The 18,373-nt window shown below is 72.2% G+C and carries 15 protein-coding genes; 4 read left to right on the plus strand and 11 right to left on the minus strand.

The window, feature by feature from the left end; genetic code table 11:
* Positions 1 to 59: 59 nt before the first annotated feature.
* On the minus strand, positions 60 to 1,901 hold the full coding sequence (locus tag AVME950_RS22085) for a DEAD/DEAH box helicase (protein WP_284431475.1): 1,842 nt from the start codon (positions 1,899 to 1,901) through the stop codon (positions 60 to 62).
* 401 nt (positions 1,902 to 2,302) lie between these two features.
* Here AVME950_RS22085 and ettA point away from each other — a divergent pair, with 401 nt between their 5' ends.
* Complete coding sequence (gene ettA / locus AVME950_RS22090; protein WP_284431476.1) at positions 2,303 to 3,964, plus strand: energy-dependent translational throttle protein EttA; 1,662 nt, start codon at positions 2,303 to 2,305, stop codon at positions 3,962 to 3,964.
* Between the two features lie 51 nt (positions 3,965 to 4,015).
* On the plus strand, positions 4,016 to 6,403 hold the full coding sequence (locus AVME950_RS22095) for a DUF1631 family protein (protein WP_284431477.1): 2,388 nt from the start codon (positions 4,016 to 4,018) through the stop codon (positions 6,401 to 6,403).
* On the opposite strand, the gene AVME950_RS22100 is transcribed toward AVME950_RS22095, so the two are convergent.
* The 10 genes from AVME950_RS22100 to AVME950_RS22145 form a co-directional block, all read right to left on the minus strand.
* Complete coding sequence (locus AVME950_RS22100) at positions 6,390 to 7,769, minus strand: TAXI family TRAP transporter solute-binding subunit (protein WP_284406152.1); 1,380 nt, start codon at positions 7,767 to 7,769, stop codon at positions 6,390 to 6,392. The genes AVME950_RS22095 and AVME950_RS22100 overlap by 14 nt on opposite strands.
* A complete protein-coding gene (locus tag AVME950_RS22105; RefSeq protein WP_284398801.1) occupies positions 7,766 to 8,776 on the minus strand; it encodes a P1 family peptidase in 1,011 nt (336 codons plus the stop codon). Before AVME950_RS22105 ends, AVME950_RS22100 begins: the two co-directional genes overlap by 4 nt.
* A 34-nt stretch (positions 8,777 to 8,810) precedes the next feature.
* Positions 8,811 to 9,257, minus strand: coding sequence for a copper-binding protein (locus tag AVME950_RS22110; protein WP_284431478.1), 447 nt, complete (start codon positions 9,255 to 9,257; stop codon positions 8,811 to 8,813).
* Positions 9,254 to 9,787 carry a DUF411 domain-containing protein gene (locus tag AVME950_RS22115; RefSeq protein WP_284431479.1) on the minus strand — a complete coding sequence of 178 codons (534 nt, stop codon included), beginning with the start codon at positions 9,785 to 9,787 and terminating at the stop codon, positions 9,254 to 9,256. The genes AVME950_RS22110 and AVME950_RS22115 overlap by 4 nt, the downstream gene beginning before the upstream one ends.
* 124 nt (positions 9,788 to 9,911) lie before the next feature.
* Positions 9,912 to 11,318: a multicopper oxidase domain-containing protein gene (locus AVME950_RS22120; protein ID WP_284431480.1), complete on the minus strand. Its 1,407-nt coding sequence runs from the start codon at positions 11,316 to 11,318 to the stop codon at positions 9,912 to 9,914.
* A gap of 1 nt (position 11,319) precedes the next feature.
* A complete protein-coding gene (locus AVME950_RS22125) occupies positions 11,320 to 12,777 on the minus strand; it encodes a TolC family protein (RefSeq protein ID WP_284431481.1) in 1,458 nt (485 codons plus the stop codon).
* Complete coding sequence (locus tag AVME950_RS22130) at positions 12,774 to 13,142, minus strand: hypothetical protein (RefSeq protein ID WP_284431482.1); 369 nt, start codon at positions 13,140 to 13,142, stop codon at positions 12,774 to 12,776. The genes AVME950_RS22125 and AVME950_RS22130 overlap by 4 nt, the downstream gene beginning before the upstream one ends.
* A gap of 94 nt (positions 13,143 to 13,236) precedes the next feature.
* Positions 13,237 to 13,683, minus strand: a complete 447-nt coding sequence (locus AVME950_RS22135) for a hypothetical protein (protein WP_284431483.1) — start codon at positions 13,681 to 13,683, stop codon at positions 13,237 to 13,239.
* 65 nt (positions 13,684 to 13,748) lie between these two features.
* Positions 13,749 to 14,384 (minus strand): YitT family protein, encoded by a 636-nt coding sequence (locus AVME950_RS22140; protein WP_284431484.1) that lies wholly within the window; start codon positions 14,382 to 14,384, stop codon positions 13,749 to 13,751.
* A gap of 267 nt (positions 14,385 to 14,651) precedes the next feature.
* Positions 14,652 to 16,796, minus strand: coding sequence for a heavy metal translocating P-type ATPase (locus tag AVME950_RS22145; protein WP_284431485.1), 2,145 nt, complete (start codon positions 16,794 to 16,796; stop codon positions 14,652 to 14,654).
* Positions 16,797 to 16,875: 79 nt separating this feature from the next.
* Between AVME950_RS22145 and AVME950_RS22150 the strand changes: the two genes are divergently transcribed.
* Entirely contained in the window at positions 16,876 to 17,337 is a 462-nt protein-coding gene (locus AVME950_RS22150; protein WP_272568473.1) for a MerR family transcriptional regulator, read from the plus strand.
* Positions 17,338 to 17,467: 130 nt separating this feature from the next.
* On the plus strand, positions 17,468 to 18,271 hold the full coding sequence (locus AVME950_RS22155; protein WP_284398774.1) for an MlaE family ABC transporter permease: 804 nt from the start codon (positions 17,468 to 17,470) through the stop codon (positions 18,269 to 18,271).
* Positions 18,272 to 18,373 lie beyond the last annotated feature (102 nt).

Consider the following 18,373-nt stretch of genomic DNA (forward strand, 5'->3'; position numbering starts at 1 on the left):
GCGTTCCTCAGGATCGGGGCGCGGGCCGGCTGCGGCCGTGCACGGGCGGGGCCGGTGCTTCAGCGGCCGTAGCCGCCACCGCCACCACCCCGGGGGCCGCCACGCGAGCCGCCACCGGAATTGCCGCGGTTGCCGCCACCGCCATAGCCGCCACCACCGCCGCCACCGCTGCGGTAGCCACCGCCGCCGCGGCGGCCGGAGCCGGCCATGCTGTCCACGCTCGTGCGCATAGGATCGGGTTGGCCGCCGCCGGTACCGGCATGGCGGGGGGCGCCGAGGTGGCCGCCCGTCTGGGTGCCCAGGTGCGCGTTCTCACGGCGCGGCTGGCCGTCGTCGAAGCGGTTGCCACCGCCACCACCGCCGCCGTTGCCACCGCCGTAGCCGCCAGCACCGGCATTGCCGCCGCCAGGGCCGCGGCCGCCACGTCCGGCTGCCTGCGCGCCGGGACCGCGGGGATTGCCGCCAGGGCCGCCGGCACGCGGGCCGTTGCCGCCGCGCCCGCGGGGAGCGCCATTGCCGCCGCCTTCGCCGGCCGCGGCGCGGGGGCCGCCGCCGGAGCGTGCGCCGCCGCCTGCGGGCTTGCCGCCCCGGTCGCCGCCGCCACCGCCCTGCGTGGCCTTGTTGGTGCGGATGCGGTCCATCATTTCACTGCGGGCGGCCTTGGCGGCGGCCTGCATGACTTCGCGGCTCGGGGGCTTGCCCGCGCCGCCCCAGATGGTCTGGCGGCCCATGGCGATGGGCTCGGCCTTCTCGCCGGGCTCGGGGCCGAAGCCGTCGAGGATCTGGACCGGGATCTCCTGCTTGGTGAAGCGCTCGATCTCCATCATGAAACCCTCTTCGTCCATGCAGACCAGGCTCACGGCCTGGCCGCTGGCGCCCGCGCGGCCGGTGCGGCCGATGCGGTGCACGTAGTCTTCCGACACGTTGGGGATTTCGTAGTTGACGACGTGCGGCAGCTCATCGATGTCGATGCCGCGGGCCGCGATGTCGGTGGCCACCAGCGCACGGATGTCGCCGCTCTTGAAGCCGGCCAGGGCCTGCGTGCGGGCGCTCTGGCTCTTGTTGCCGTGCAGCGCCATGGCGTTGACGCCGTTCTTGGTGAGGAACTCGGCCACGTTGTTGGCGCCGAACTTGGTGCGGGTGAACACCAGCACCTGGCTCCAGTCGTGCTCCTGGATGATGTGCAGCAGCACCTGCTTTTTCTTGCCGCGGCCCACGGGGTGGATCACCTGCGTGATGCGCTGCACCGTGGTGTTGCGGGGCGTGACCTGGATGCTCTGCGGGTTTTTGAGCAGCGTGTTGGCCAGCTCGCGGATCTCGTCGCTGAACGTGGCGGAGAACAGCAGGCTCTGCTTGTCCTTGGGCACCAGGGCGAGGATCTTCTTCACGTCGTGGATGAAACCCATGTCCAGCATGCGGTCGGCTTCGTCCAGCACCAGGATCTCGACCGTGGACAGGTCCAGGAAGCCCTGCTGCTGCAGGTCCAGCAGGCGGCCGGGGGTGGCGACCAGCACGTCCACGCCACGCTTGATGCGGTCGATCTGCGGGTTCATGCCCACGCCGCCGAAGACGACGGTGGACGAGATGTCGACGTATTTGCCGTAGTCGCGCACGGATTCCTCGACCTGGGCGGCGAGCTCGCGCGTGGGCGTGAGCACCAGGGCGCGCACGCCCTTGCCGCCGAACTTGCTCTTGGGGGCCGTGCCCTGGGAGAGGCGGTGCAGCATGGGCAGGGTGAAGGCGGCGGTCTTGCCGGTGCCGGTCTGTGCGCCGGCGAGCAGATCGTGGCCCTCGAGCACGGCGGGGATGGCCTGTGCCTGGATGGGGGTCGGGGTTTCGTAACCCTGTTCGTGCACGGCCTTCAGAATGGCTGGGGCCAGATTCAGTTCGTCAAAGTTCATTCAAGGAAACGCCCTGTCCGGGCGCTGGGGGCATCGGCCTGTCGCAGGACCCATGTCGGGGCTGCGGCCAGTCAAGGCAGATGGGATTCACGAATGGGAGCCAGAACACCGCATGGCGGCTTCGTCGTCCCCAGCAGGTTGCTGAGGCCACCGATCACTGGAGCCGGTGGCTGGGCGCTATTGTGGCACGAGATGACCGCCGGCGGTCGGGGCTTTACGCAGGCGGCGCGGGCGGGCCGCCCCTGGGGCAAACTGTCGCGCGCGGGCACCGCGTTGCGGGGTTGCCGAAAGCGCCGGCGCCAAAGCATCCGATAATCCGCCTGAACGCGCTTTTCCGGCAGGCCTCCCCGGCCGCTCGTGCACCCCCGGCAGCGCAGCCCCCATCTAAGGAAAGAAAGCCAATGGCCCAATACGTGTATTCGATGAACCGCGTCAGCAAGACCGTGCCGCCGAAGCGGCAGATCTTGAAAGACATCTCCCTGTCGTTCTTCCCCGGCGCCAAGATCGGCGTGCTCGGCCTGAACGGCTCGGGCAAATCCACGCTGCTCAAGATCATGGCCGGCGTGGACAAGGAAATCGAAGGCGAAGCCATTCCGATGCCGGGCCTGACCATCGGCTACCTGGAGCAGGAACCCAAGCTCAACCCCGAGCACACCGTGCGCGAGAGCGTGGAAGAGTCGATGGGCGCGGTGTTCGCGGCCAAGGCGCGCCTGGAGGAGGTCTATGTGGCCTATGGTGCCGAGGACGCCGACTTCGACGCCCTGGCGGCCGAGCAGGCCCAGCTGGAGGCGATCATCGCCACGGCCGGCACCGACTCCGAGCACCAGCTGGAAATCGCCGCCGACGCCCTGCGCCTGCCCGCCTGGGACGCCAAGATCGGCCTGCTGTCCGGTGGCGAAAAGCGCCGCGTGGCCCTGTGCCGCCTGCTGCTGTCCAAGCCCGACATGCTGCTGCTCGACGAGCCCACCAACCACTTGGACGCCGAGTCGGTCGAGTGGCTGGAAGTGTTCCTCAAGCGCTTTTCCGGCACCGTCGTGGCCATCACCCACGATCGCTACTTCCTCGACAACGCCGCCGAATGGATCCTGGAACTGGACCGCGGCCGCGGCATTCCATGGAAGGGCAACTACAGCACCTGGCTGGAGCAAAAGGGCGACCGCCTGGCGCAGGAGCAAAAGAGCGAGGAAGCCCACGCCAAGGCCCTGAAGAAGGAGCTGGAATGGTCGCGCCAGAACCCCAAGGCCCGCCAGGCCAAGAGCAAGTCGCGCCTGGCCCGCTTCGAGGAGCTGAGCGATTTCGAATACCAGCGCCGCAACGAAACGCAGGAAATCTTCATCCCCGTGGCCGAGCGCCTGGGCCAGCAGGTGTTCGAGTTCCATAACGTCAGCAAGTCCTTCGGCGACCGCGTGCTGATCGACAACCTCAGCTTCAGCATTCCCCCGGGCGCCATCGTCGGCATCATCGGCCCCAACGGCGCCGGCAAGTCCACGCTGTTCAAGCTGCTGGCCGGCCGCGAGCAGCCGGACAGCGGCCAGGTGGTGGTGGGCTCCACCGTCAAGATGGCGTTCGTGGACCAGCACCGCGACGAGCTGGGCAACGACAAGACCGTGTGGGAAGACATCTCCGGCGGCCTGGACATCCTGAACGTCGGCAAGTTCCAGATGGCCAGCCGCGCCTACGCGGGCCGCTTCAACTTCAACGGCTCGGACCAGCAAAAGAAGGTCGGCAGCCTGTCGGGGGGCGAACGCGGGCGCCTGCACCTGGCCAAGACGCTGATCGCGGGCGGCAACGTCCTGCTGCTGGACGAGCCCTCCAACGACCTGGACGTGGAAACCCTCCGCGCCCTGGAAGACGCGCTGCTGGAATACGCCGGCACCGTGCTGGTGATCAGCCATGACCGCTGGTTCCTGGACCGGATCGCCACGCACATCCTGGCCGCGGAAGGCGACAGCCAATGGGTGTTCTTTGACGGAAACTATCAGGAATACGAAGCCGACAAGAAAAAACGCCTGGGCGAAGAGGGCGCAAAGCCCAAGCGCATGCGTTACAAGGCACTCAAGTAAGCAACAACCCGTTAGGATCGTCGCTGCTGCCGCTTTTCCTCGCCCGCCACCATGTCCCTGCCCGCGTCCCGGTCCAGAACGGTCTTTCGTGCCTGCGTCGTCAACGCGGTGCGGCAGGGCGAGGCGTTGATGGGACGGCTGACCAGCGTGACCCAGGGGGCGCTGGCCAGCGATGAGTCCACCGAGCGCAACATCCAGCAGCGCACGCTGCTGGCCGATGCGCTGCGGCTGATCAAGCAGCACGAGGACGCCCTGGCCAAGGCCTATCCCATGGCCTTGCTGGAGGTGTTCGCCGAAGGCCCCTCCAACCCGCGCGCCCGACCAGGCGACGAAACGGGCATGGACTTCGGCGAGCTGTCGCTCATGGACGAGTCCGAGGTGTTGGCCCAGGTCGAGCTGTCGCGGGCCCAGCAGATCGCGGTGCATGCCACCGAGGCCACGCTGGCCGAGCTCAACACCCTGGTCAGCTCCGCGCAGGGCCTGCAGCGCGTGCAGCCCGAGCGCAATCCCCTGCGCCCCGAGAACTACATCCGCGCCCTGCAGCAGGTGGTGGGCGACACGGGCGTGTCTGCCGAGGTCCGCCAGGTGTGGATGGCCCACATGCGCAAGGTGCTGGGCGACGAACTCGTCTCCGTCTACAAAACCGCCGCCCAGAGCCTTCGCGACAACGGCATCGTCCCGGTGGGCTATGCGGTGGCGGGTCAGGCTGGCCAGTCAACGGGCCGTGCCACCGGCTACGGTGGCGCCTACCCCAGCAGCCACGGCGGCGGCTACGGCGGCCCGGCGAGCAGCTACGGCGCGCCCCATCCCGGCGCGTATCCCAGCCAGTACGGCATGCCCGGCGGCATGGGCGGCGGTGGCGGCCCGGCCTCGCTGGGCATGCCGCTCGCCGCCGAGGCCGAGGAAGCCCTGCTGACCGTGGGCATGCTGCGCCAGATGCTCGCCAGTTCCGGCGATGCCTTCGCCTACGGCATGGCGCCCGTCGCCGCGTTCGGCGGCGTGCCCTCGCAGCCGGCCGCCTGGGCCGAGGCCCGCAGCGGTGGTCCGGCCAGCTCGCAGATGGGTGCCGGGGGCTCGGACTACTTCGCGCCCAGTTCCGCGGCGGCCGCCGAGGCGATGGAAGACATCGCCCAGCTGGAGCGCCTCGTCGGCCGGCTGGCCGGCAGCCAGCCTGCAGCGCTGGGGGCCTGGAGCGGCGCTGCGGCCGTCGCGGTCCCGGCGCCGGTCGCGGCCCCCGCGCCGCCCTCTCCGTCGCGCACGGCCACCGAGGTGGTGAGCCGCATGATGGACAACATCGCGCAGGACCAGCGGCTGCCCCCGCCCATCCAGCGGGCCGTGCAGAACCTGCGGCCCGCCATCAAGCAGCTGGTGCGGCACGACCGGCGGTTCTTCACCGACGACAAACACCCCGCGCGCCGCCTGCTGGACGAGCTGACGCAGCGCGCGCTGGACTTCGAATCCGATGCCGACCCCCGATTCGACCGCTTCATGCGGCTCGTGGACGAGGCGGTGAGCCACCTGGCCACCAGCGAAAGCCAGGACGCCGACACTTTCGCCACCGTGCTGACCGCGCTCGAATCGGCCTGGGCGTCGCAGGAGCGCCAGTTGCGCGAGGCCCAGGAGGCCGAGCGGCAGGCCGCCCTGCGCGTGCAGCAGCGCGAGGCCCTGTCCAAGCGCATCGCGGCCGACATCCGCGCGCTGGCGGGGGCTGACCAGGTGCCCCGGGACATTCTCGATTTCGCCGCCGGCCCCTGGGCCGACGTGGTGGCGCTCGCGCAGATGGACGACCCCGGCAGTGCCGATGGCGACCCCGGCGGCTACCTCGCCCTGGTGCCCGAGCTGTTCTGGATCGCCCAGCCCGAGGTGGCCGCGGCCGAGCCCGAGCGGCTGGGCGGCACCGTCACGCGCATGCTCGGCACCGTGCGCCAGGGCCTGGACAGCGTGGGCCATGCCGAGGCCATGGCGGGCGCCGTGCTCGAGCGCATCGCCGGCCTGCACCAGGCCGCGATGGAGCGCGCCGCCAGCCTGGCCTTGCAGCCGGCCGATGCGTCCGCCGAAGAGCCGGACGGCATGGAAACCATCGTGCCGCCGGAATCGCTCTACGGCTCGCTGCACGAACCCGGCGTGGCCGACGAGGGGGGCGATGCCGCCGCCAGCGGCGCCGAGGCCACCAACGACTTTCCGCTGGGCAGCTGGGTCGAGCTGATCTCCAACCAGCGCGCCGTGCACACGCAGCTGACTTGGTCGAGCCCGCACCACACGCTGTTCCTGTTCACCGCGGCCGACGGCAGCACGCAGTCGATGACGCGCCGCATGCGCGACAAGCTGATGGCCGAAGGGGCGTTGCGGGTGCTGCCCGGCCCGCCGCCCGCGGTGGCGGCCGCCCACGGCCGCGCGCAGCGCGGCAAGGGCGCCGGCAAGCCCGTCAGGCCGCGCTAGCCGGCGCGCCGCCCGGCGCCGCGCGCAGCTTCTTGCGCACCAGTTGGATGTGGTTGCGCAGCGCGTACAGCTCGTCGGCATACGACAGCGGCACGCTCACCTTTTCCACCTGCGCCTCCAGCCGGTCCAGGGCCTCGTGCAGCGCCTGGGGCGCGGATTGTCCGGCGTCCATTTCGTCCTCGATCTCGCGCAGGCGGCCATACCAGCGGAACACGCGCGAGCGCACGCGGAACTGGTAGAGCGGCGGCACCACGCGCGACAGCGGCAGCATGGCGGCCAGCAGGATGCCCAGCACCAGCCACATGCGCTCGATCAGGTTGGCCATCCAGAAAGGCAGGTAGCGCTGCAGCAGCGGCGCGGGCTCGTTGATGGCGCGCTCGCCCTCGGCGGCGATGGGCAGCTCGCTGTGGCGGGTGCTCGGAAACTCGCGAGCCCGGTTGAACCAGCCGGCGCTGCCGTGCAGGGACTGCGCGTTCTGCGCGAACAGCTGCAGCAGTGCCGGGTGCGTGCCCTCGCGCGCCAGCAGCGACGTGGTGGAGGCCACCAGCCGCACGTCGGCGGGCGGCACGTTGCCGGCCAGGTCCACCACGCCGCGCGGCAGCGTGACGGGCGTGAGGAACGGAAAGCGCCGCCCGTAGGCCTCGTGCTGTGGAAAGTCCATGAGACGCACGCCCGGCGTCTGAAGCAGCATCTGCACCATGAGCGACTGCGGCGCCGAGGCGAACACCAGCGCGTCGAGCCGGCCCGCGAGGAACTCCACCGTCGCCGGCGTCTGGCCCAGCTCGGACAGCCGCAGCGCCCGGGGCTCCATGCGGTTGGCCTCCAGCAGCTTTTCCATCAGCGTGGGCACGCCGCTGCCCGCGGTGCCCACGTTCACGCGCAGGCCGCGCAGCTGCGCCAGGCTGTCGAGCCGGCCGCTTTTGACCACGCGGCGCGCGGCCTCGGTGCGGTAGAAGATCCACACCGGTTCCACGAACAGGCTGCCCAGCGATTCCAGGGCGTCGGCGTCTTCCGGCCGCAGTTCGCCGGTGCCGCCCTGCACGAAGGCCAGGTCGGCCTCGCCGCTGCGCAGCAACTGCAGGTTGGCGGACGAGCCTTCCGTCTCGCGCAGGACGACCTCGATGCCGTCGGCCGCCAGCGCCTTCTGGTAGCGCTGGCCGAAGTCCGCATAGGCGCTCTGCGCGGGCCCGGTGGCCAGGGTGACGCGCTTCGGGGGCGCGGGCTGCAGCCACCAGTAGGCCAGCACCAGCAGCCCCACCGCCAGGAAGGCGAGCGGACCGGCGGACAGGATCAGGTCGCGCAGGTTCAGCAGCGCCGTGTGCACCCGTCGCGTGACGGTGCGGGAGCGGGCGGCAAGGGCGTTCATCGGCCGAGGTCCGCCGCGCTCGGCAGGTACAGGCCTTCGTGGGTGGTGAGGGACTGCGCGGCCTGCACGGCGCGCAGCGTGGCGCGGGCCACGGCCTCGGCCGCCATGGTGGCCAGCACCAGCATGCCCGCGTGGCGGCCCGTGGCGCCGGTGGCCAGGGTGAACAGCGTGTCGCCGTCCAATTGGGTGTGCACGGGGTTGATGCTGCGCGCCAACCCGTCGTGGCCCGACACGGCCAGGCGATGGGCCTGGGCCTTGGTCAGCACCGCGTCCGTGGCGATCACGCCGATGGTGGTGTTGGTGCCGGGCAGCACGGGCTCGGGCGGCACGCCGCCCAGCAGCGCACGCCGCGTGTCCATCAGCCGCTGGCCGTCTTCCGAGCGTGCGCCGGCCACGGGCCGGGCGGTGTGCGGGTCGACCACGTCGCCCACGGCGTTGCAGGCGATCAGGGCGCCCACGGTGATGCCGTCCAGCGACACCGAGGCCGTGCCGATGCCGCCCTTCATCGCGCGCCCGATGCCGAAGAGCTTGCCCACCGCGGCCCCGGTGCCCGCGCCCACGTTGCCCTCGGCCGGATCGTCGCGCGACGCGGCGGCGCAGGCGGCATAGCCGGCCGCGGCGTCGGGGCGGATGCGCATGTCGCCCACCAGCAGGTCGAACAGCACGGCCGCCGGCACGATGGGCAGGCGGCCCACGGCCACGTCCAGGCCCACGCCGCGCTCCTCCAGCCAGCGCACGGCGCCGGTGGCGGCCTCCAGGCCCCACGCGCTGCCGCCGGCGAGCACGATGGCATGCACCTTCTCGACCAGGTTGGAGGGCGCGAGCAGGTCGGTCTCGCGCGTGCCCGGCGCGGCGCCGCGCACGTCGACGCCGCCCACGGCGCCCTCGCGCGCGAGGATGGCGGTGCAGCCCGTGGGGCGGCGGGCGTCGGTGTAGTGGCCGACCTCGATGCCCGCCACGCGGGTGATGCTGCCAGCGTCGCTGGCCGAACGGGTTGCTGCGGTCATATGGGCGGCGATTATGGCGCCGCGCCGGCGGCCTTCAGCGGGCCGCCTCGATGCGGGTGATGACGAGCGCGCCGCGCTGGCTCTCGGCATGGAAGCGCACCGGCGTGCCGGGCGCGAGCGGCAGGTCCGGCGCCGGGTCCTGCAGGCGGAACACCATGGTCATGGGCGGCATGGCGAGGTTCTTCAGTTCGCCGTGGCGCAGCGTGAGCCGGGCGGCTGACGGATCCCAGCGCACGACCTCGCCCTGGGACAGTTCGGCGTCCACCGCGGTGGCGGTGGCCGCAGCGGACGCCGCTTCGGACGGGGCGGCTGCCGCGGCGGTGTGGCCGGCATGTCCATCGTGTCCACCGTGCCCGGCCTGGCCGTGCGATGACGCCTGCGCGGGGACCGTGCCCGCCAGGGCAAAGACGGCGATGGCGGCGATGAAGGCGATGAAAGGGGAAAGGGCGGCACGGCCCGGGGTGGAGGGGCGGCGGGTCATGCGGGCTCCTTGGATGGCGGGTAGTGGCTGAAAACGCGGGTGCTGGCGCCGCCGTGCGCCACCAGCAGCACGTCATAGGCGTCCTTGCGCCCGCCGTAGATCGCGCCGTCCATGCCCGGCGAGCCCACCGGCATGCCGGGCACGGCCAGGCCCAGGGCCTTGGGCTTTTCGCGCAGCAGGCGCTGCACGTCCGCGGCCGGCACATGGCCCTCGATGAGGTAGCCGCCGACGAGTGCCGTGTGGCACGAGCCCAGCTTTTGCGGCAGGCCCAGGCGGCTGCGCACGGCGGCGTTGCCGGTCTCATGCACCGTGGCGCGAAAGCCGTTGGCCTGCATGTGGTCCACCCAGTCCTGGCAGCAGCCGCAGCTGGGGTCCTTCCAGACTTCGATGGCGGTGGGTTGCGGGCCGGCCGCGAAGGCCGGCCAGGGCAGGGCGGCGGAAGCGCCCCAGGCGGCGATGCCGTGCAGGGCGCGGCGGCGCGCGGCCAGCGGGGTCGGGGTGCCGCCAGCGGCGGGAGGGGTCAGGGGCATGGCAGGGTCCTTTCGGTGGGTGGGGGTGTCCACCCGGGTTTTAGGTAAAAAACGGCTCCAGTGCATATTCTTCTAGGGCGTATTGCTATTGAATTAATAGCAAAAAGAGTGCCTGCATGGCCGGTCAATGGGCGTGGCCGGTGCCGCCGGGGCCCGGTTTGCGCACGGTGGCGGCCCCGGCCTGCGGCGCGGTGGAGGCGGCCGGGGCCGCCGGCGCGGGGGGCAGGTCCGCCGCGGCGCCCTGCCATTCCCAGGCCTGGGTGCCGGGCGGCTGCACGTAGTCGCCCGGGTCGCGCCAGTCGCCGGCGGCCAGGTGCTCGCGCACCTTGAGCACGCTGAACATGCCGCCCATCTCCAGCGGCCCGTAGGGGCCGGTGCCGGTCATCATGGGCAGGGTGTTCTCGGGCAGCGGCATCTCCATGGCGCCCATGTCGGCCATGCCGCGCTCGCCCATCACCATGTAATCCGGCACGACCTTCTGGATCTTCGCCACCAGCCCCCGGTGGTCCACGCCGATCATGGTGGGCACGTCGTGGCCCATGGCGCCCATGGTGTGGTGGCTCTTGTGGCAGTGCACGGCCCAGTCGCCGGGCTCGTCGGCGACGAACTCGATCTGCCGCATCTGGCCCACGGCGATGTCGGTGGTCACCTCGGGCCAGCGGGCGCCGGGGGGCACCGCGCCGCCGTCGGTGCCGGTCACCTCGAATTCGTGGCCGTGGATGTGGATGGGGTGGTTGGTCATGGTGAGGTTGCCCACGCGCACCCGCACCCGCTCGCCGCGCCGGGCCACCAGCGGGCTGATGCCGGGGAACACGCGGCTGTTCCAGGCCCAGATGTTGAAGTCGGTCATCTCGTTCACGCGCGGCGTGCGCGTGCCGGCCTCCACGGCGAAGGCGTTGAGCAGGAAGGCGTAGTCGCGGTCGGCCGTGGCGATGAGCGGGTGGCGCCCGCGCGCATCCAGCCGCGGGTGGGTGATCCACAGGCCCATCAGCCCCATGGCCATCTGCGTCATTTCGTCGGCATGCGGGTGGTACATGAAGGTGCCCGGGCGCCGCGCGGTGAACTCGTACACGAAGGTCTTGCCCGCGGGAATCGCCGGCTGGTTCAGGCCCGAGACGCCGTCCATCCCGTTGGGCAGGCGCTGGCCGTGCCAGTGCACGCTCGTGTGCTCGGGCAGGCGGTTGGTGACGAAGATGCGCACCCGGTCGCCCTCGACCACCTCGATCGTGGGCCCGGGGCTCTGCCCGTTGTAGCCCCACAGGTGGGCCACGAAGCCGGGTGCGAACTCGCGCACCACGGGCTCGGCGACCAGGTGGAATTCCTTCACGCCGGCGTTCATGCGCCAGGGCAGGCTCCAGCCGTTCAGGGTGACCACGGGGCGGAACGGGCGCCCGGTGGTCGGCGCGGGCGGCACGGCGGTGTCGGCCGATCCGTGCTGGGGGATTTCGGGCAGCGCGGCCAGGGCGGCGCGGCCCACGGAGGCGGCGGCCACGGCGGTGGCGGCGCCGGAGAAGAAGTGGCGGCGTTTCATGTCAGTGGCCTCGGGATTCGGGGTTGGCGGCGCGGCCGGCGGCGGCACCGGGCAGGGCGGCGGATGCGACGGCGCTGGACGCACCGCCCGAGGTGCCGGCCAGGGCCCGTTGCAGGTCGGCCTCGGCGAGCCAGAAGTCGCGCTGGGCCTGCAGCGCATCGGCCACGGCCTGGCTGCTGGCCCGCGCCTCGGCGAGCATCTGCCAGACGCTGGCGAGCATGCCGTTGTAGCGCAGGGTGGTTTCCTCGCTGATGAAGCGGCGCAGCGGCACGACCGCCTCGCGCTGCTGGCGCGCCAGGTCGTAGGCGGTGCGGTAGCCCAGCCAGGCGGTGCGCGCCTCGCTGCGGGCGCGCAGCGCCACGTCCTGCAACTGCGCCGCGCTCTGCAGCGTGCGGCCCCGGGCCTGGGTGCGTGCGGCGCCGCCCCAGTCGAACAGGGGCACGGCCAGTTCCACCTCCCAGCCGCGCTTGACGTCGGCATGGCCGGTGTCCTGCTCGGTCGTGGTGTTGCGGGTGTAGGCCAGGCCGATCCCGCCGGCCCAGGGGGCCACGCCGGCAAAGCCTTCGGTGTCGGCCACGCGGTCCAGCTCCAGCCGCGCGGCGCGCACGTCCAGCCGTTCGCGCAGGGCCCGGGCCTCGATGCCTTCGCTGGCCTCGGGCTCTGCCGGCAGTTCGGGCAGCCGGTCGGGCAGCGTGTAGTGCGCATCCGGTCCCCACAAGCCCATCAGCCGCGACAGCTGCTCGCGCTCGGTGGCGGCGTCCAGCCGCGCGCGGGCCAGCTGGGCGGCGCTGTCGGCCCACAGCGCCTGTTCGCGGGCCTGCTGCAGCCGGCTCCAGTTGCCGACGCGGGCCATGCGGCGCGCCAGTTCGGCACCGGCGTCGGCCGCCTCGTGCATGCGCTCCTGCGTGGCCGCCACCTGCTCGGCCGCCACGGCGCGCAGCCAGGCGCGCCGCGTGTCGAAGGCCAGGCGCACCACGTCCTGCGCGGCGTCCAGCGTGGCCTGCTCCATCTGCTGGCCCTGCCAGCGTGTGCGCCAGGGCAGGGTGACGAGATCGATCAGGCCCATGCCCAGCGTGCGCTCGATCTCGCGCTCGTGCCCGCTGCGAAAGCGCCCCAGCGTGAGCGTGGGGTTGGGCAGGGTCAGGGCCTGCACGCGCTGCGCATCGGCCACGCCCAGGGCCGCCAGCCGCGCCTGCAGGCCCGGGTTGCGCAGCAGGGCGATGCGCACGGCGTCGTCGGCTGCGAGCGGTCCGGCCAGCCATTGCGCGATGGCCGCGTCGGCCTGCGCGCGCGCAGCGGGGTCGGCGGAGGGCAGCGCGGGCGCGGCCACGCCGGCGCTGCGGCCATCGGCCAGCGTCTGCACCTGGCTGCGCAGGCCGTCGGGCGCCACGCTGGCGCAGCCGGCCAGCAGCAGGGCGGCGGCCAGCGCGCCCCAGGCGGCGGTGCGGGGCGCGGTCATGGCGTCCCCCGCGCGGGCGTGGGGGCGGAAGGCGGGTGGTGGTGCACACCGTGGCCTGCTGCCGGCGCTACCGATGCCGCCGAGGGCGCGGCCTGGCGGGCTTCCCACGCCACGATGTCGGCATGGCCCCGCGGCGTGGCCGCCACGGCGGCCTGCGCATCGCGCCAGGCCACCGTGCCGGTTTCGACGGGCGGCGCGGCGGCGGTGAATACGCTGCGGTGGACCAGCGCACCGGCCGGTGCCAGCGGGTCGGCTACCGGCCCTGGGGCCTGGGCCAGGGCCGGCCATGGCGGCAAGAGCGCGGCGGCGGCCAGGGCACCGCGCAGGAGCGAAGAACGAAAGGAAAGGGATGAGGGGGCGCGCACGGCGATCTCCTGAGCAAGGGCGAAACCAGCGGCCGCCGATCCGCGCGCCGCCGGTGGCGGGTGCGGATCGCGGACGCACTTCGGGCGTCGGGGCTCAGGAAATGGGTGGCTTGATGGCCTGCGCGGCCAGGGCGCTGGCAAAGCGGCGCTCTGCCAGGGGCAGGGGCGCGCGGGGCAGCGCGGTGCGCGCGGGGGCCGCCAGCGGGGGCGTCAGCATGGCCGAGTGGCAGATGCCGCAGGCCGAGCAACCGCCGTCATGGGCGTGGTGGCTGGTGGGGGGGGACGCATCGCCTGTGCCACCGTGGGGCGCCTGCGCGGCCTCGGCCGACGGGGCGCTGGCCTCGCCATGGCAGGGCGGCAGCGCCGCGGCATCGGAGGGTGCTGCGGTATGGAGGGTGTGCGCCGGGGGCGTGCCGGATCGCGGTTCGGCCGCTGCATGGGCCGCGTGCGCCGCCGTGCCCACCGCCGGCAGCATGCCGGCCGCCATGGCATTGCCCGCCAGGCCCCGAAGGGCCATGAGCACGATGAGAAAGAGGAACATGCCGCGGCGCATAGGCGGGAATGATAGCCCCGCGCTGCGGGAGTTCCGGGCGGAGCCTGCGCCGGCTACATGGCCATGTAGCGGCCCGGGCGGTGGTTCATCGCCACGACCAGGTTGAGCGCCACGGCGCCCGCGATGGACCAGAGCACGCGCATGGGGTCCACCGTGAACAGCGCCAGCAGCACGATGCAGCAGTCCACCGCCATCTGGACCTTGCCCGCGCGCCAGCCGTAGCGGTCCTGCAGGTACAGCGCCAGGATGCCCATGCCGCCCAGGCTGCACCGGTGGCGGAACAGCACCAGAAAGCCCGTGCCCGTGATGAGCCCGCCCGCCACCGCGGCATAGAGCGGCTGCAGCGCGACGAATTCCATCAGGCCCGGCTGGGCCTCGGTCAGCACCGACAGCAGCACCACGGCCACGAAGGTCTTCAGGGTGAAGCTGCGCCCCATCTTGCGCCAGGCCAGCCAGTAGAACGGCAGGTTGAGCAGGAAGAAGAGCTTGCCGAAGCCCATGTCGGTCGCGTAGTGCAACAGAAAGGCCAGCCCCGCCGTGCCGCCCGTGAGCAGGCCGGCGCTGCCGAAAAATCCCACGCCCACCGAAATGAGCAGCACACCCGTGAACAGGGCGGCGGTGTCTTCGGTGGCGGTGTGGGGAACCATGGTCGGCGGGGATGTCGGGGTGGGCGGGGCGGGGGTGCTCATGCGGGAAGAGAAGGCGGCGTGGCCGGGGACCGGGGGCCGTTCGAGTGGCTGGCGGCCCGGTACCGGTGAAATGGGGCGGATTCTAGGGGGTGTCGAACCCATGATTACCCCACGGGCCGCCTGCGCCCGCACGCGAATGTGCGAAGCGCGACGTTCAAATCGCGAAAGCCGGCAAGGCCACAGGCTGGTCCCTCCCCGTGCCGGCCGGTGGCGCGCCGCAACTTCAGCGAAAACCGGCCGGTGCCGGGATTTCGATTGTGCCGGGCGCTATTTTTTTGATAGCGATTCGCTGCGCAGCATGCGCAGGCCGTTCGCCACCACCAGCAGGCTGGCGCCCATGTCCGCGAACACGGCCATCCACATGGTGGCGTGCCCGGCCAGCGCCAGGCCGAAGAACACCGCCTTGATGCCCAGTGCCAGCACGATGTTCTGCATCAGCACGGCATGCGTGCGGCGCGACAGGCGCACGGTCTCGGCCACGCGGCGCAGGTCGTCGTTCATGATGACCACGTCGGCCGTCTCCATCGCCACGTCGGTGCCGGCGCCGCCCATGGCGAAGCCGATGTCGGCCTTGGCCAGGGCGGGCGCGTCGTTGATGCCGTCGCCCGCCATGGCGGTCATGCCGTGCTTTTGCTGCAGCGCGGCGATGGCCGATAGCTTCTGCTCGGGCAGCAGGCCCGCCTGCACCTCGTCGATGCCGGCCTCGCGCGCAGCCGCCTGGGCCGCTGCGGCGTGGTCGCCGGTGAGCATCACGGGCACGATGCCCAGCGCGCGCAGGTCCGCCACGGCCTGCGCCGACTGTGGGCGCAGCGTGTCGGCCACGGCGAACAGCGCCCGCACGGCCTGGCCGTCGGCCAGCAGCGTGACGCTGCGCCCCTGGGCCTCGTGCGCGGCGGCGGCGGCCTCCACGGCGTCGGTCCACAGGCCTTTTTCCTGGGCCAGCCGGCGGTTGCCCAGCAGCCAGGTGGCGCCGGCGATGCGCGCCTGCACGCCGCGCCCGGGCAGGGCGGTGAAATCCTCCACCTCGGGGATGCCGGCGGGGGTGCCCAGCCCGGCCGCGATGGCCTTCGAGACGGGGTGGTCCGAGCGCCCGGCCAGCGCCGCCGCCACATCCTGGGCGCCATCGCTGCCGAAGGACTCGCGGCCCACCAGCACGGGGCGCCCGGCGGTCACGGTGCCGGTCTTGTCGAAGGCCACGGCGCGCACGCCGCGGGCCAGCTCCAGCCAGTTGCCACCCTTGATGAGAATGCCGCGCCGGGCGCCGGCGGCCAAGCCGCTCACCACGGTGACGGGCGTGGCCAGCACCAGCGCGCAGGGGCAGGCGATCACCAGCAGCACCAGCGCGCGGTAGATCGCATCCAGCCAGGTCCAGCCGAACAGCAACGGGGCGCCGATGGCCACGGCAACGGCCATGGCGAACACCGCGGGCGTGTACACGGCGGCGAAGCGGTCCACGAAGCGCTGGGTGGGCGCGCGGGCGCCCTGGGCCTGCTCCACGGCGCGGATGATGCGGTCCAGCGTGGTCTGGCCGGCCGCGGCCGTCACGCGGAACTCCAGTTCCGACTGCGCGTTGAGCGTGCCGGCGTACACCGGATCGCCCGGGGCCTTGTCCACGGCCAGGCTCTCGCCCGTCACGCTGGATTCGTCCACCGCGCTGCGGCCGGTGGTGACCACGCCGTCCAGCGGCACGCGGCCCCCGGGGCGGATGCGCACGGTGCTGTCCACGGCCACGTCGGCGGCGGGCACCGTGCGCCACTGGCCGTCCCTGCCGCGCACGTCGGCCTGGTCAGGGCTGAGCGCCAGCAGGGCGCCGATGGCGTCCCGCGCACGGCCGACGGCGCGGTCCTCGATGCGCTCGGCCAGGGCGTACAGCGCCATCACCATCGCGGCTTCGGGCCACTGGCCGATCAGGAACGCGCCGGTCACGGCCACCGCCATCAGCGCGCTGATGCCCAACTGGCCCCGCATCAGCGAGCGCAGGCCGCTGCGGTAGATGCCCAGCCCCGCCAGCAGGATGGCCGCCGCGGCGACGCCCATGCCCGTCACGCGCCACGGCGTGGTGTCCGGCCCCAGCAGGTGCAGCAGTTCGGCGCCGGTGGCCGCCACCAGGGCGGCGGCGAGGCGGCCCCAGCCGGGCAGGGCGCCATGGTCGTGCCCGTCGTGGTCGCCTTCGGAGGCATGGCCGTGGTCGCCGTGCGCTTCGCCCGCCGGGGTGGCTGCCGCCTTCGTGCCGGCCTGGGGCGCGGTGCTTGAGCACCCACCGCCGCAGCAGGACACATCGATGCGGGGCGCGGTGGCCGGCCGGGCGGAGGCCGGGGCCGGGGCCGGGGCCGGGGCAGGGACATGGTCATGCCCCGCGTGGTCATGGCCATCGTGGCCGGCATGGGAAAGGTCGTGGCTGTGTTTTGTCATGGTTTTCCTGGTGTGTCGGGGCGCGCGCGACGCCGCCGTGCCATGATTGAAAACCTTGAAGCCGCTCGAAGGTCAAGCCATGTCTGCCCAAAGCCCCTGCCACCGTATCGGAGATGCCGCCCGCCTGTCGGGCGTGCCGGCCGCCAACATCCGCTATTACGAGAAGGAAGGCCTGCTGCCCCAGCAGGCCCGTGCCGACAACCGCTACCGCCTGTACAGCGCGGACGAGGTGCACCGCCTGCGCTTCATCCGGCTGTGCCGGGCCATGGACATGTCGCTGGACGAGGTGCGCACCCTGCTGGCGCTGGACCACAGCGGCGCAGCGGCCGACCACGCGGCCTGCGACACGCTGGACGAGCATCTGCAGCACGTGCGCACCCGGCTGCAGGAGCTGCGCACGCTGGAGGAAGAGCTGCTGTCGCTGCGCGGCCGCTGCGACGGCACCGATGCCGGCCGCTGCCGCGTGATCGAGGCGCTGCACGCCCGCGCCGATGCCGAAACCGTGCCGCCGCCCGCGCCGATGGCCAAACGGCACGTGTGACGCCAGATCGCGCCAGCCCCGGTCACTACCTGCATTGCAATGAAATTGATAGCGGAACGCCCTAGTGGAATATGCGCTGGAGGCCAATTTTGTTACGCATCGTCGCCGGCCCGTCCACTATGATGGCCGCATGATCGCCGGCCTGCCATCCCCCTCGCTGATCGACCGCATCTGGCGCGCCGCGCGCGGCTGGGCGGTGGCCTGGTGGCGCATCGTGCACCTCGGGTCGGTGGCGCTGGTGCTCATGCTTTCGCCGTCCAGCTACGGGCGCGCCACCCGCTGGCGGCTCGCGCGGCACATGTACCAGGACACGGCGCCCATCCTGCTGGGGTTCACGGTGCTGGCGGCGCTGGTCAGCCTGGTCATCACCCGCATCGTCGTCGTCACGGCGCTGAGCTACGGCCTGTCGCGTTACGCGCTGGAGATGGTCATCCGCGTGCTGGTGCTGGAGCTGATCCCGCTCACCGCCGCGCTGTTCGTCGCCATGCGCACCACCATCCCCAACGGCACCCAGCTCGCCCTCATGCGCCAGGCCGGCCGCCTGGACAGCCTGCGCCGGCACGGCGCCGACCCGATCCGCGTGGAGCTGCTGCCCCGGGTGGTGGCCGGCATCTACGCCAGCATCACGCTTGCGGCGCTGTCGTGCGTGGTCGCGCTCGCCATGGCCTATTTCGGGGTGTATGGGCTCAACACCGCGGGGCTGCCGAGCTACACGCGCATGTTCGGCCAGGTGTTCACGCCGGCCGTCACGCTGGTGTTCGTGCTGAAAACCCTGTTCTTCAGCCTGGCCGTGGCCCTCATTCCCATGGCGGCGGGGCTCTACGAAAACGGCGATGGCCGGGGTCGCCACGGCTCCGAACTGGGCGGGCTCGCGCGCATGTTCGCCGTGCTGCTGCTGATCGAAGTCGCGTCCCTGCTGGGCAATTACTACTAACCCGTTCCGTGACCCATACCACGACCGACACCGGCCATGGCCCGCGCTGCGCGCCATGGCCTCACCGAGGAAACGCTTTCATGCCCGACCCAGAGACCTTCC

Origin of the sequence: Acidovorax sp. SUPP950, from assembly GCF_030158935.1 — a bacterium.
In the GTDB taxonomy this organism is placed as follows: Bacteria; Pseudomonadota; Gammaproteobacteria; order Burkholderiales; family Burkholderiaceae_C; genus Paracidovorax.